The sequence below is a fragment of the Roseobacter sp. HKCCD7870 genome, from assembly GCF_037830315.1.
Lineage (GTDB): Bacteria > Pseudomonadota > Alphaproteobacteria > Rhodobacterales > Rhodobacteraceae > M30B80.
This window is the reverse complement of record NZ_JBBLYO010000001.1, coordinates 472823-487459: the sequence shown is the minus strand read 5'-3', so window position 1 is coordinate 487459 and position 14637 is coordinate 472823. Positions and strand designations below refer to the sequence as shown.

13 protein-coding genes are annotated in these 14637 nt (G+C 55.5%); 4 read left to right on the top strand and 9 right to left on the bottom strand.

The features are described from left to right. The first annotated feature begins 25 nt into the window (after nt 1–25). Both bamA and AAC637_RS02525 read left to right on the top strand, forming a co-directional pair. Nucleotides 26–2332 carry an outer membrane protein assembly factor BamA gene (gene bamA / locus AAC637_RS02530; protein ID WP_340302178.1) on the top strand — a complete coding sequence of 769 codons (2307 nt, stop codon included), beginning with the start codon at nt 26–28 and terminating at the stop codon, nt 2330–2332. Beyond that, nucleotides 2332–2925, top strand: a complete 594-nt coding sequence (locus AAC637_RS02525) for an OmpH family outer membrane protein (RefSeq protein WP_340302177.1) — start codon at nt 2332–2334, stop codon at nt 2923–2925. The genes bamA and AAC637_RS02525 overlap by 1 nt, the downstream gene beginning before the upstream one ends. Before the next feature lie 63 nt (nt 2926–2988). Here AAC637_RS02525 and AAC637_RS02520 read toward each other — a convergent pair whose 3' ends face one another. The 5 genes from AAC637_RS02520 to AAC637_RS02500 form a co-directional block, all read right to left on the bottom strand. Further along, entirely contained in the window at nt 2989–4299 is a 1311-nt protein-coding gene (locus AAC637_RS02520) for a branched-chain amino acid ABC transporter permease (protein ID WP_340302176.1), read from the bottom strand. Next, complete coding sequence (locus AAC637_RS02515; RefSeq protein WP_317654577.1) at nt 4296–5306, bottom strand: branched-chain amino acid ABC transporter permease; 1011 nt, start codon at nt 5304–5306, stop codon at nt 4296–4298. Before AAC637_RS02515 ends, AAC637_RS02520 begins: the two co-directional genes overlap by 4 nt. 3 nt (nt 5307–5309) lie before the next feature. Then, on the bottom strand, nt 5310–6029 hold the full coding sequence (locus AAC637_RS02510; protein ID WP_340302175.1) for an ABC transporter ATP-binding protein: 720 nt from the start codon (nt 6027–6029) through the stop codon (nt 5310–5312). After that, nucleotides 6026–6808 (bottom strand): ABC transporter ATP-binding protein, encoded by a 783-nt coding sequence (locus AAC637_RS02505; protein WP_340260731.1) that lies wholly within the window; start codon nt 6806–6808, stop codon nt 6026–6028. The genes AAC637_RS02510 and AAC637_RS02505 overlap by 4 nt, the downstream gene beginning before the upstream one ends. 75 nt (nt 6809–6883) lie before the next feature. Further along, complete coding sequence (locus tag AAC637_RS02500; RefSeq protein ID WP_317654580.1) at nt 6884–8068, bottom strand: ABC transporter substrate-binding protein; 1185 nt, start codon at nt 8066–8068, stop codon at nt 6884–6886. Nucleotides 8069–8324: 256 nt separating this feature from the next. On the opposite strand from AAC637_RS02500, the gene AAC637_RS02495 reads away from it, so the two are divergent. Both AAC637_RS02495 and der read left to right on the top strand, forming a co-directional pair. Further along, nucleotides 8325–8819, top strand: coding sequence for a YaiI/YqxD family protein (locus tag AAC637_RS02495; protein ID WP_340302174.1), 495 nt, complete (start codon nt 8325–8327; stop codon nt 8817–8819). An 81-nt stretch (nt 8820–8900) separates the two neighbouring features. Next, a complete protein-coding gene (der, locus tag AAC637_RS02490) occupies nt 8901–10361 on the top strand; it encodes a ribosome biogenesis GTPase Der (protein WP_340302173.1) in 1461 nt (486 codons plus the stop codon). A gap of 56 nt (nt 10362–10417) precedes the next feature. Here the strand turns inward: der and grxD are convergent, their stop codons facing one another. The 4 genes from grxD to AAC637_RS02470 form a co-directional block, all read right to left on the bottom strand. After that, the gene (gene grxD, locus AAC637_RS02485) at nt 10418–10777 is read right to left on the bottom strand and encodes a Grx4 family monothiol glutaredoxin (RefSeq protein WP_340302172.1); all 360 of its coding nucleotides are present in this window, start codon (nt 10775–10777) and stop codon (nt 10418–10420) included. 13 nt (nt 10778–10790) lie between these two features. Further along, on the bottom strand, nt 10791–11027 hold the full coding sequence (locus AAC637_RS02480; protein ID WP_340242769.1) for a BolA/IbaG family iron-sulfur metabolism protein: 237 nt from the start codon (nt 11025–11027) through the stop codon (nt 10791–10793). Nucleotides 11028–11115: 88 nt separating this feature from the next. Next, on the bottom strand, nt 11116–13278 hold the full coding sequence (gene purL / locus AAC637_RS02475; RefSeq protein ID WP_340302171.1) for a phosphoribosylformylglycinamidine synthase subunit PurL: 2163 nt from the start codon (nt 13276–13278) through the stop codon (nt 11116–11118). Nucleotides 13279–13606: 328 nt separating this feature from the next. Next, nucleotides 13607–14509 (bottom strand): LysR family transcriptional regulator, encoded by a 903-nt coding sequence (locus tag AAC637_RS02470; protein ID WP_340302170.1) that lies wholly within the window; start codon nt 14507–14509, stop codon nt 13607–13609. Nucleotides 14510–14637 lie beyond the last annotated feature (128 nt).

Below are 14637 nucleotides of genomic sequence, written 5' to 3'. Positions count from 1 at the left end.
CTAAAGCAAAAAAGGCGGGCGCAGAATGTCGCGTAAATCAAACAATCGCAAATATCGCAGCGGGCTGATGACAGCCTCGGTTTTGGCGATGGGGATGGCCCTTTCAGGGCTTGCGGTTGCGCAGGATATTGCGCTGGACGCGATTGTCATTGACGGAAATATCCGCATCGAGGAGGCAACGATCCTCTCATATGCAGGCATCGCGCCCGGCGGCACAATCACAGCGGGCCAAGCCAATGATGCCTTGCGCCGCCTGCAAGATACAGGTCTGTTTGAAACAGTTGATCTGCGCCTAGAGGGCAACACGGTGTTTATCGAGTTACAAGAATACCCTACGATCAACGAGATCAGCATCGAGGGAAATGATCTTCTTGATGATGATGCGCTGGCAGCTTTGCTGACATCACAACCGCGCCGCGTCTATAGTCCCGCCATCGCCGAGGCCGATGCACAGGCCATCGTGGATGCCTATCGCCAGACAGGCCGCCTGAGTGCAACCGTGACCCCGCAGATCATCCGCCGCAGCGACAACCGCGTTGATCTGGCCTTTGAGATTACCGAAGGCCGCGTGGTGGAAACCGAAAGCATCACCTTTGTCGGCAACCGCGCTTTTTCAGACCGCCGTTTGCGCCGTGTTCTGCAATCCACCCAAGCGGGGTTTTTCCGCGCGATTATCAGCCGCGATACATTCGTGGCGGATCGACTGGCCTTTGATCAACAGCTTTTGACCGATTTCTATCGTGATCGCGGCTATGTTGATTTTGAAGTGCAATCTGTTACATCGGAACTTGCCCGTGCGCGGGACGGGTTCTTTGTGACCTTTAACATTATTGAAGGGCAAAGCTTTTCCTTCGGTGCATTAACTGCAAGCAGCGATTTGCCCGAAGTGAATGTCGAAGAATTTCAAGCCGCAATCGACCTAAACGAGGGTGTAACCTATTCGCCGCGTCTGGTGGATCGTACGATTTCGCGGCTTGAAAATCTGGCGACCGAGCAGGGGTTGCGCTTCATCCGTGTTGAGCCGCGGATCATCCGAAATGACGAAGATCTCACCTTGGATGTGGAATTTGCCATTGTCCGCGGCCCGCGTGTTTTCGTAGAGCGGATTGATATTGAGGGCAACGCAACCACGCTTGACCGCGTTGTGCGGCGTCAATTCGATATGGTCGAAGGGGATCCGTTTGATCCACGGGAAATTCGCCAAGCGGCGGAACGGATCCGTGCGCTGAATTTCTTTTCAAATGTTGATGTGAATGCGCGCGAAGGCACAGGCAGCGATCAGGTGATCGTGGATGTGAATGTCGAAGAAACGCCAACAGGCACGCTTGGGTTCTCGGTCAATTATTCGACCGATGTTGGCACCGGGCTTGCGGTTCAGTTTAACGAACGCAATTGGCGCGGGCGGGGTCAGACTGTGGGTCTGTCCTTTGATACCACCTCTAGCTCGCGATCCTTGCAGGCGAATTTCATCGAACCCGCCTATTTGCGCCGTGATTTGGAATTGGCGCTGTCGGTTTTCAGTAGTTCGACCGACCAACAAAATGCGACCTATAACACCAACGAAGTGGGTGTCAGCGGTGCGTTGGAATTCCCTGTCAGTGAATACGGACGTTTGCGCCCCTCTTTGCGGATTGCGCAGTCAGAATTGACCAATGTTCCGACCACATCATCGGATATTCTGCGGCGCGAGGCGGGCAGCTATGACAGCAGCTCCATCGGTCTGGGCTATATTTACGACACACGCGGCGTGGGGCTTGACCCAACGTCGGGCGTATTGGTGCGCGCCAATGCTGACTTGGGGGGATTGGCTGACGATCAATTCCTGCGCACTACCGCACTTGTGCAGGGGGAAACAACGGCCTTCCGTGAAGAGGTCTCGTTGCGTGCCGCGTTCGAGCTTGGCTCGGTGAATATGCTTGATGGCAATAGCCGTGTTACGGATCGTTTCTTCCTCGGATCACGCCAAATGCGTGGTTTTGATGCAGGCGGGATCGGGCCACGGGATCGCAATTCTGCGAACCAAGACGCGCTTGGCGGCAACCAATTCGCCGTTGCGCGCTTTGAGGCAGGCTTCCCCATCGGGGTGCCCGCCGAGTATGGCATTTCAGGCGGCGTCTTTTATGACGTTGGCACGCTGTGGGGCTTGGATGACGTCTTGGGCACGGGTGGCAACCTAGTTGACGATGACAGCTATCTGCGCAGCACGATTGGCTTCTCGATCTTCTGGGATACGCAAATCGGCCCGCTGCGGTTTAACTTCTCGCGGCCTGTCTCTAATGAATCCTATGACCGCACCCGCAACTTCGACTTTACGGTTGAGGCGCGGTTCTGATGCCTTTGCGCGCTTGGCTGCGCGTGGGTGGATGTGCCCTTGTGCTTGCCATCTATGGGGCAGGGGCGAGGGCGCAGGATATTACCGTTCAACCCCCGCAAGCACCCGCACAGGTGGTGCTGATTGATCAAGATCGCCTGTTTTCTGGTTCGGTCTTTGGTCAAGCGGTCGGGGGGGTGATTGATCGCGTGGGGCGTGATCTTTCGGCACAGAACCGTGAGATTGAAGATGTTCTGACCCAAGAAGAACAACGATTGACCGAATTGCGCAGCAGCCTCAGCATCGAGGATTTCCGCCTGCGTGCCGCTGAATTTGACGCCCGTGTCGTTGAAATCCGCAGCGAGCAAGACGCGAAAAACCGCGCGCTTGGTGCCTATGCGGAAGCGGCGCGACAGCGGTTCCTTGAGATTATCGGGCCAATTCTTATTGATCTGGTGCAGCGCAGCGGGGCTGAGGTGCTGATGGATCGCCGCGCTGTGATCTTTGCCCGAGATGATATTGATATCACCGATGAGGCGATTGCCGCGATTGATGCGGCCTTGGCAGATCGCATTGATGAGATCCTCGCCGAGTTACCTGAACCTCAGCTTTGAAGCGTGGTTTTGACGCGCCCGCGCAGCCCAAGGGGACCCCTTCGCTTCGCGGGCGCTGTTTTTTCAGCGTTCTGGCAACAGGCCACGCGGGCTAAAGCGTAAGACCAATAGCAGGATAAGACCCATGGTCAAAAGGCGCATATGCGCGGCTGCATCGATAAGGTGATCTTTCAGCCATCCTTCGGCCATGCCCGCCGTGATCCCCTGCAACAGCAACAGACCCAAAGGTTCCACCTGAATCCAGAACCACCAGATCAAGAAGCCGCCTAAGACCGCGCCGATATTGTTGCCTGATCCGCCCACAATTACCATCACCCAGATCAGGAAGGTAAAGCGCAGCGGCTGATAGGTGCTTGGCACAAGTTGGCTGTCCAACGTGGTCATCATTGCGCCTGCAAGGCCACAAACGGCCGAGCCAAGGATGAAAATCTGCAAATGCCGCGCCGTGACATTTTTTCCCATCGCGGCGGCAGAAACTTCGTTGTCGCGAATGGCGCGGATCATCCGCCCCCAAGGCGAGTTGAGCGCGCGCTGTGTCAGCCAGATCAGGGCAATCAGAACGATTGAGAATAACACCGCATAGGATAGCTTGACCGTGATGGAGGAGGCGGTGACAGGGTCAGCGCCTAATCCTTGCATTGCGCCAACAAAGGCTTGGTTGGCTTGTAGGTCAACCTCGTAAGGCACAGGGCGGGGCAGGCCGATGACGTTTTTCACGCCGCGCGCCAACCAATCTTCGTTTTTCAGGATGTAGATGATGATCTCAGCCACACCCAAAGTGGCAATCGCCAGATAATCTGACCGCAGGCCAAGCGCGGTTTTCCCAATGATCCATGCGGCCCCTGCGGCAAGCAGCCCACCCACAGGCCATGCCAGAATGATGGGCAAACCAAGGCCCCCGATATTGCCCGTCAAGGCAGGGTCAATGGCCTCAACCGTGGCCACGGCAGGGTCAAACACCGCGCGGAAGATGAAAAAGCCCGCGATTAACAAGCCCGCCATCGCAAGGCCGCGCAATTTGTGACCTTTCATCTTGCCCCATAGCGCAATCGCGGCGGCAATGGTTGCGCCGCCCATCAACAGGGCAAGCAAGATTTGCCATCCGCCTGTGGCCCCCCATGCCCCCTCAACAGGATCAGAGGCCACCAAAACAGCCGCCAAACCTCCAAGCGCGGTAAAGCCCATTACACCCACGTTAAAGAGGCCCGCATAGCCCCATTGGATATTCACACCAAGCGCCATGATGGCCGAGATCAGGCCCATGTTCAGAATAGACAGCGCGGTGTTCCATGATTGAACGAAGCCTGTGCCGATATAAAGCACAGCCACCAACGCAAAGAGGACTGCCGCCTTGCGATCCAGTGTCAGGTTCATACCGATTTTCCTTTCATGATCCCTGTGGGTTTAAACAGAAGCACGATCAGAAGGATCGTAAAGCTGACGGCAAATTTATAATCGGTCGATAGAAGCTGCAGCATTCCTTCGGGGCTCCAGCCTTCGGGGCCGATATATCCAACCACCTTACGGAAGGCATAGGTGACCGCGATTTCGGAATAGGCGATCAGGAAGCCCCCCAAAATTGCCCCCAGAGGGTTGCCAAGCCCGCCCACAATCGCGGCGGCAAATATGGGCAAGAGCAGTTGGAAATAGGTAAAGGGCTTAAAGCTTTTGTCGAGGCCATAAAGCACGCCCGCCGTGGTCGCCAAAGCCGCCACAATCAACCACGTGATCATCACAACGCGCTCAGGGTTGATGCCTGAGAGCAGTGCCAAATCTTCGTTATCGGAAAACGCGCGCATGGATTTGCCCGTGCGGGTTTTGTTCAAGAACCAAAACAGGGCCACCACCGCCAAAATCGCCACGATCACCGTGATCGCTTGGGTCGAACGGATGGCAAGCCCTTCGTCAAGGCCTGTCATGTCTTTGAAATCACGAGCAGAGATCAGGAACCTTGCCCCATCGGCGAAGTTTTGATCATCAACCCCGATGATAAAGCGCACGATTCCGTTCATCACGAACATCACGCCAATTGAGGCAATCACAAAGATCACAGGCTTGGCTTTGGTTTGGCGATAAAAGCGATAGACCATCTTATCCGTGCCGACCACCAAGGCGGCTGTGGCAGCGATGCCAAGGGGCAGGGCGATGAGGGCGGTTGGCAAAGGCCCCGCCGTGACGCCTAAAGATTGCAGGCCCCATGTGGCCAGAATGGTGATCATCGTGCCAAAGGCCATCGTGTCACCATGCGCGAAATTGGAAAAGCGTAAGATGCCGTAAATCAACGTCACCCCAAGCGCACCAAGCGCCAATTGCGCGCCATAGGCGGTGGCAGGCACAATCACGAAATTCAACAAAGCGACAATTGCGTTTAGAAGATCCATTCCTCAACCCCCCAAGAAGGAGCGGCGCACATCCGCATCTGCCAACAGTTCTTTGCCTGTGCCTGTATGGGCATTGCGCCCTTGCACCAAAACAAAGCCCTTATCCGCGATTTCCAACGCCTGGCGGGCGTTTTGTTCGACCATCAAAATGGGGATGCCCGTGCGGGACACTTCGATGATGCGGTCAAATAACTCGTCCATAACAATGGGCGAAACACCTGCGGTCGGCTCATCCAACATCAACACTTTCGGCTTGGTCATCAGCGCGCGACCCACGGCCACTTGTTGACGCTGTCCCCCTGATAATTCGCCCGCCGCTTGGCGGCGTTTGTCTTTTAGGATTGGAAAGAGGCTATAGACCTGTTCCATCGTGTCGCGAAAATCATCGCGGCGGATATAGGCACCCATCTCCAAATTTTCTTCGACTGTCATAGAGGTGAAGATGTTATTGGTTTGCGGCACAAACCCCATCCCGCGCACAACGCGATCTTGCGGCGAAAATGCGGTGATATCATCCCCGTCCAACACAACACGCCCCTCGCGCAGCGACAGCATGCCAAAGACCGCCTTCATGGCGGTCGATTTGCCCGCGCCATTAGGGCCCACAATGACGGCGATCTCGCCGCGCTCGACCGCGATGGTGCAACTGTGCAGGATATCGGCCCCTTTGCCATATCCGCCCGTCATCGCCTCTCCGATCAAAAAGGGTGATGTCTCGCTCATGCCCCGATCTTGTCCTTATTTTTTAGACCTGTTCCAAGATAGGCCTCAATCACATCGTCATTGGCTTTGATCTCGTCCAATGTGCCTTCGGCCAAAACGCGCCCTTCGGCCATCACGATCACAGGGTCACAAAGCCGCCCGATGAAATCCATGTCATGTTCAATGACGCAGAATGTATATCCGCGCTCTTTGTTCAGGCGGATGATCGCATCGCCGATCGTGTTCAACAGCGTGCGGTTAACGCCTGCACCCACCTCGTCCAGAAACACGATTTTTGCATCCACCATCATCGTGCGGCCCAGTTCCAGCAGCTTTTTTTGGCCACCAGAAATCGCGCCTGCCGGATGATCTGCGAGATGGGAAATGGTCAGAAACTCCAACACCTCATCGGCCTTGGCTTTCAGCGCGCGCTCTTCTTCGGCGATCCGTTTGCGGCCAAACCATGTGTTCCACAGCGTTTCCCCCGATTGGCCGCTTGGCACCATCATCAGGTTCTCGCGGCAGCTCATGGATGAGAATTCATGCGCGATCTGAAATGTGCGCAGCAATCCCTTGCCAAATAGCTCGTGGGGCGGAAGGCCCGTAATATCCTCGCCATCCATGACAACGCGGCCAGATGTCGGGGGCAAAACGCCCGCAATCACGTTAAACAACGTGGTCTTTCCCGCGCCATTTGGGCCAACCAGACCCGTGATAGAGCCTGTTTCAATTGTCAGGCTTGCTCCATCCACGGCGTGAAAGCCGCCAAAATGTTTGTGCAGATTTTCGACAGTAATCATCGCTTGTCCCGCATCCTTTAAACGAAGCAGCCCGGAAATCACTCCGGGCTGCCCGTTGGTCTTGATTAGATCAACTTAGCGGAAACGTGCTGTTGTGATCTCGCCGCCAGAGATTTCGATCTCGCGATAGTTGCCCGCGGATTCACCTGGCTCGATCAATTCAACGGCAGAGGCACCAACATAGTCGATGTCTTCGCCCGCTGCGATCAATTCCAAGGCTTTGCCCAATTCACCAGGCAGGATTGGTGTGCCTGGGGCGTTTGCGATATCCATAATCTCGCCTGCGTAATCGGCAGGGTTGCTTGAGCCTGCGGCCTGCATGGCCAACATGATCAATGCTGCTGCGTCATAGGATTCTTTTGCGAAAGGCTGGGTGCCATCGAACCCTGCTTCAGCGGCGAGGGTTTCGAAAATCGATGCACCTTCGCTATCGGTGCCAGGGTGCTGGCCGAAGGAGCCATCAATCTCGCTACCAAAATTTTCAACGAGGGCAGAAGATACCATGCCGTCAGGGAAGACGAAGGTTTCAAATGCGCCAGAATCCAGCGCCGCGCGGATTATGCCCGAGCCGCCCTGATCCACATAGCCTGCAACGACCAATGCGTCACCGCCCGCAGCCGCCAAGGCGCCTACTTCTGCAGAGTAATCCGCACGGCCATCTTCATGCGCTGCAACGAGGGTCACAGTGCCACCTGCAGCTTCGAATGCTGCGGCAAAGCTATCAGCCAAGCCTTGGCCGTAATCGTTGTTGGTATAGGTCACAGCCACGGATTTGATGCCGCGATCCATGATCACTTCGGTCATCACAACACCCTGACGCGCGTCAGATGGCGCGGTGCGGAAGAAAAGGCCATTGTCTTCAACGGTGGTCAGCGCAGGCGAAGTGGCGGATGGGGACACCATGACCATGCCGTTTGGCACAGCTACGTTTTGCAGCATTGCGTTGGTGACGCCCGAGCAATCCGCGCCGACAATCCCGCTGACGCCATCAGATGTGATGAGGCGTTCTGCAACAGCAGTTGCAGCGGCCGCGTCAATACACGTGCTGTCGCCGCGCACGGAGACAACAGTCGCGCCGTTCAGGAAATTGCCGCTTGCGTTCACTTCGTTCATCGCCAATTCCGAGCCACCAGCCATGTCAGGCGCAAGCGATTCAAGCGGGCCTGTAAAGCCCACAACAGTGCCGATCTTTACCTCTTGTGCGGTTGCCATGGACGCAAGCGCCAAGGAGGCGGCCGAAGCCAGCAAAAGTTTTTTCATGAAGAACTCCCAAGTTGTTGTTATTACCCCAGATGAATAAGGATTAATGCCAGCTTATGGGGTTGGAAAGAGAAAACGACCCAGAATGGCGGGGAATTGAACCGCATTTGCGCGGATTTGCGGATCATTCGCCTGTGGATAGAGGGAATTGAGCCAATTCGCCTTACATTTTTCTGCGAAATGCCCCGCTAGACGATTTTTTTCCCGCGGGCGGAAATTGGAAGATTCGCGGATAGCAGACGCGGGAGACGTGAAAATGACGGTAGATGCCCCTAAGACTGAAATGCCAAGGCCAAGCTCTCCGATGGTTTTTGTGGATGCAGATGCCTGTCCCGTGCGCGAAGAGGCCATTCGCGTGGCGCTGCGCCACAAGATTGGATTGCGCTTTGTGGCCAATCAATATTTGCGTCTGCCCGATCACCCGCTATTGGCGATGCATCTGGTGGGGGACGGGTTTGATGCCGCTGATGATGCGATCATAGCCGGGCTTGAAGCGAATGATATCGTGGTGACTGGCGATATTCTTTTGGCGGAACGCGCGTTGAAATCTGGCGCACAGGTGATTTCGTCCAAGGGAGATGCCTATACAATGGACACAATCGGCGCGCAGGTGGCAACACGGGCGCTTATGGCTGATTTGCGGGCTGGCCTGCCGCAGGAGGGCGCCCCTTCTGGCCCGCGCCCCTTTACCAAGGCGGATCGTTCGCGGTTTCTTGAGCGGTTCGACCTAATGCTGCGCCGCGCAAAATAGCGGTCGAGATTTGCTTGGGCTTTCCTTCGTCCCTGCCTTAAGATAGGGGACGGGTCTTAGGAATTTTACACTGTCGAGATCATGAGCTTTACCCTCGCCATTATTGGTCGGCCCAATGTGGGCAAATCCACCTTGTTCAATCGTTTGGTGGGCAAGCGCCTTGCCTTGGTTGATGATCAACCGGGTGTCACCCGTGATCTACGCGAAGGCGCGGCGCGGCTTGGGTCGATGCGGTTCACGGTGGTTGACACGGCGGGCCTTGAGGAGGCCACAGATGACAGTCTGCAAGGCCGTATGCGCCGCTTGACAGAGCGGGCGGTCGATATGGCGGATGCGTGCCTATTTTTGATTGACGCGCGCACAGGCCTGACGCCGACCGATCATGCCTTGGCCGATCTACTGCGCAAGCGCGGTGTCACTGTTCTTTTGGGCGCAAATAAATCCGAAGGACGGGCAGGGCAGGCAGGGTGGCTTGAGGCCTATGAACTGGGCTTGGGCGAGCCCTTAGCCCTATCCGCTGAGCATGGCGAAGGTATGGGCGAATTGGCCGTGGCCCTTGCCCCGCTGATTGAGGCGAAGGAAGCCGAGGATTACAGCCCAGAAACTGATATCGAGCTTGATGAAGATGAAACTGAGGAAGGGGGCTTGCGCGAATTAACGCTTGAGCGGCCTTTGCAAATCGCCGTTATCGGCCGCCCCAATGCAGGCAAATCCACCCTCATCAACCAAATCTTGGGGGAGGAGCGTTTGCTCACTGGCCCCGAGGCGGGGATCACCCGTGATGCGATCTCCCTTCCAGTGACATGGGATGGGGTGCCGATGCGGATTTTCGACACGGCAGGGATGCGCAAACGCGCCCGCGTGCAGGAAAAACTGGAAAAGCTCTCCGTGGCCGATGGTCTGCGTGCTGTCAAATTTGCCGAAGTGGTCGTGGTTTTGCTGGATGCGGCCATTCCATTTGAGGCGCAAGATTTGCGCATCGCTGATCTGGCCGAGCGCGAGGGGCGCGCGGTGGTGATTGCGGTAAACAAATGGGATGTTGAGAATGAGAAGCAGGAAAAACTCAAATTCCTGCGGGATCGTCTTGAAAAATTATTGCCGCAAATCAAAGGCGTGTCGATGGTCACGGTTTCGGCCAAGACAGGCAAAGGGCTAGATCGACTGCATGCGGCAATCATTAACGCCGCCACGATTTGGAACCGCCGTGTGCCAACAGCCACGCTGAACCGATGGTTGGGGGAAATGATCGAGGCGCATCCACCGCCCGCACCATCAGGGCGGCGTATTCGCCTGCGCTACATGACCCAAGCCAAAGCGCGCCCGCCCTCGTTTGTTGTGATGTGTTCGATGCCAGAAAAGCTGCCTGAAAGCTATTCGCGCTATTTGGTCAATGGGTTGCGCGATGGTTTTGACATGCCTGGTGTGCCGATCCGTCTGTTCATGCGCAGCCAAGCGGATAAAAACCCCTACAAGGATCGCAAGAAATCCATTCCCTCGCGCCTAAGCAAACATGTGCGCAAGGGGGATACGAAGAAGAAATAAAAAATGGCGCGTCAGGCAAAACCTAATGCGCCTTTTTTTCATAATATCAAACGAAATCAGGCGTTTGCCTCGCGAATTTTATCTGCGGCCTCTTTGTCATAGCTGACATTTTGCGCGTCAAACATCGTGTCCAGCTCGCCTGAGAGGGTCATCTCAGTGATTATATCGCAGCCGCCCACGAATTCGCCCTTCACATAGAGTTGCGGGATCGTAGGCCAATCTGAGAAATCCTTGATCCCTTGGCGGATATTTTCATCTTCCAACACATTCACATCGGCAAATTCCACGCCCATGTAATTCAGAACACCTGCCACGCGGCTGGAAAACCCGCATTGTGGCATGGATTTTGTGCCTTTCATGAACAAGACCACGTCATTTTTCGTGATCATCTCTTTGATCTGATCTTCTACGCTCATCTGGGTCTTCCTTTTAATCGGGGGCGCGGGTGGTGAGGGCGAGCGCGTGCAATTCGCCCGCGCTGCCATCCATTTTGCCTTTGAGGGCGGCATAAACAGCACGTTGTTGGGCCACGCGGTTCATGCCCTTAAAGCTGGCATCAATCACTTGAGCAGCGAAATGCTGGCCATCATCACCCTCAACCGTGATCTGCGCTTGAGGAAAGGATGCGCGGATTAGATCCTCGATGTCTTGTGCTGTGATTGCCATATCTGCCCTCATGAATTCCGGTCTGTTACCTCTAATCTAGGCCCCGATATGGCCCCAAACAAGGGGCCTGTTGGGGGAGCACTATGGGTCAGTCAAAAAGCCGAGACAGCGTGCCATCGGATAGAGCCCGAAGCGCATCAAGGCTTTCGCCAGAGCCGCCGATGGTGATCTGGTCGCCGCCAAATTTACCAACCGTGGTGATCTGAAGGCCCACTTGGCCCGCGGCAACCATCAAGGCTTCTGCCTTATCGGTCGAGCAGGCAATCAAATAGCGCCCCTGATCTTCGCCAAACAAGCTGGCCGCATCGCTTGCGTCCAATGTTACACCCGTGTCTGAGGCTGCGGCCATCTCAAACGCAGCCAAGGCAAGCCCGCCATCCGAGAGGTCATTACACGCCGAAATCATTCCGCGATTGTCGAGAATGAATTGGCCCGCTTTCCGCTCTGCCTCAAGATCTACGGAGGGGGCATTGCCCTCAACGCGATGGAACACTTCGGCCAATAGCGCAGATTGGCCCAAATGACCTTGGGTTTCCCCGATCAAAAGCGCCCAGTGACCTTCGCGTGCCGTTCCGTTGATCAGGTCGCGGTCAATATCCGCAATCAAACCAACCGCCCCAATCGTGGGAGTGGGCAGGATCGCGCTGCCATCGGTTTCATTATAAAGGCTGACATTGCCCGAAACGATTGGGGTGTCGAGCGCTGAACAGGCCGCGCCAATGCCCTTAATCGCACCCACGAATTGGCCCATAATTTCGGGCTTTTCGGGGTTGCCAAAATTCAGGTTGTCGGTGGTTGCAAGCGGTGTTGCCCCTACAGAGACAAGGTTGCGATAGGCCTCAGCCACAGCCTGCTTGCCGCCCTCAAAGGGGTTCGCTTTGACATAGCGCGGTGTCACATCCGAGGTGAATGCCAACGCCTTATTCGTGCCTGCCACGCGCACAACGCCCGCCCCATAGCCCGGAGTGCGGATCGTGTTTGCGCCAACTTGGGTGTCATATTGTTGATAGACCCAGCCGCGCCCGCAGTAATTGGGCGAAGACAAAAGCGCTTTTAACCCATCAATTGGGTCGATTTCTGGGATGAAATCCACCGCCTCGGCGGCAAGGGTTTCGACCCAAGGGCGATCATATTCTGGTGCCGTAGAGGACAGTTTCGACAGCGGCAAATCTGCCTTAATTGCATTGCCGTGCATGATCACGAAGCGGTCTTCAGCAATCGTTTCCCCGACAATGGCAAAATCGAGATCCCATTTTTCAAAAATGGCGCGCGCTTCTGCCTCTTTTTCAGGGCGTAGCACCATCAACATGCGCTCTTGGCTCTCGGAGAGCATCATTTCATAGGCGGTCATATTGGGCTCGCGTTGCGGCACATGATCAAGTTGCAGCTTGATCCCCAAGCCGCCCTTATCCCCCATCTCGACCGCAGAACAGGTCAGACCTGCGGCGCCCATATCTTGGATCGAGATCACCGCGCCTGAGGCCATCAATTCAAGGCAGGCCTCAAGCAAGCGCTTTTCTGTGAAAGGGTCGCCAACCTGAACAGTTGGGCGCTTTTCTTCAATCGTGTCGTCAAATTCGGCGCTGGCCATCGTGGCCCCGCCAACCCCGTCACGACCTGTCTTGGCGCCCAAATAGACAACAGGCATCCCCACGCCAGAGGCGGCGGAATAGAAAATCTTATCCGTCTCAGCCAGACCTGCGGCAAAGGCATTGACCAAGCAATTGCCATTATATGCCGTGTCAAAGCGCAACTCGCCCCCCACAGTGGGGACGCCGAAACTGTTGCCATAGCCGCCAACACCGCGCACAACCCCATGGATTAAAGAGCGTGTTTTGGGGTGATCTACCGCACCAAAGGAGAGTGCATTCATCGCCGCAATTGGACGCGCGCCCATTGTGAAAACATCGCGCAAAATCCCACCTACGCCCGTGGCCGCGCCCTGATAGGGCTCGATATAGGAGGGGTGGTTGTGGCTTTCCATTTTGAACACGACCGCCTGACCATCGCCAATATCGACAATGCCTGCGTTCTCGCCTGGCCCGCAAATGACCTGCGGCCCTTCGGTTGGTAGGGTGCGCAACCATTTTTTCGAAGATTTATACGAGCAATGCTCGTTCCACATGGCCGAAAAAATGCCAAGTTCCGTGAAATTCGGGATGCGTCCGATAATCTCGAGGATGCGCTCATATTCATCAGGCTTAAGGCCATGTGCAGCGATCAACTCGGGGGTGATTTCGGGTTCGGTCATGGGGTATCGTTCCTGTGGCGAGGCGCACTGGCGCGCAGACACCCCGTCTTTACGGCATAGGCGCGCGAGGGGAAAGGGGGGCGGGGCACAGGTTTTGCAAAAGCCGCATCTTGCGCTTTGGCCAAAAAAAAGGCCGAGACAAGTCTCGGCCGAAGTCCAACAGGGAGGTAGTCATGACACTTTGTGCAAATGTCATCACTACTGCCCAATTAATGATCACTTTGCGAAGTATCAAGAAAAATCCCGCCACAAGAACGCAAACCCGCTATGCATGTGGCGCATATCACACAGGGCCATGGCGGAAATGTCACGCAGGAGTTCGGGCCGTTTAGACGTTTCCATCGCGTTCTTTGCGGCGATGTGCGATGATTTCTTCGGTCACAAATTCGCGGAAGGCCTCGATGCGTTTAGACTGCCGCAGTTCTTCGGGATAGGCAAGGAAAACGGGCACATCATTGCTTTCGACAGTGTCGAGAACGCGCACCAAATTGGGAAAGTCTTGGGTCAGGTAATCGGGCAAGACCCCAATGCCAAGGTGATGGATGACGCCCTGCAGCACCCCGAAATAGTTATTTACAGTCAAGAAGCTGCCAATTTCATAAGACATCAGCTGACGCACCAAAAGCGCGCCTGAGGAGACCTGTGCCGCCGTTGCATTTTGACTGATCAGGCGATGGTCGCGAAAATCCTCAAGTGTTTGGGGAACGCCGTTTTGTTCGAGATATTGGGGCGATGCGTAAAGGCGCATGCGAATATTCATTAAACGCTTGCGAATGAGATCCGCTTGGCTGGGTTCCTTCATGCGGATGGCCACATCGGCCTCGCGCATTGGCAAATCCAGCACCCGTTCCTCAAGCATCAAATCAATCTTGAGATTGGGATATTTTTCATAAAGCGCGGGCAGGCGCGGTGCCAACCATAGCGAGCCAAAGCCGATGGTGGTGGTCACGCGCAATTCACCGAAAACCTCTTCTTCGCTGTCGCGAATGCGGGCGGCGGCGGCATCAAGACGCTTTGCCATATGGCGCGTGGCATCGAATAGCAATTCGCCTTGTTCGGTCAAGATCAAACCGCGCGCGTGACGATGGAACAGGGTTGCGTTTAATTCGTCTTCCAAGGATCGAATTTGGCGCGACACCGCCGATTGGCTGAGATGCAGCACGTCCCCCGCGTGGGTCAAACTGCCTGCATCCGCCACGGCGTGAAAGATCCGTAAACGATCCCAATCCATTGCATTTATCCTGCGCGCATATCCAAGTATTTGGACTATAAGGGTTTTCTTGCGTTCCTTAAAGAGAGATCGTCACATTTGTGTAAATTTTACGGGCCAGTGCCATTTTTTTGGCACTGCGTGACGCA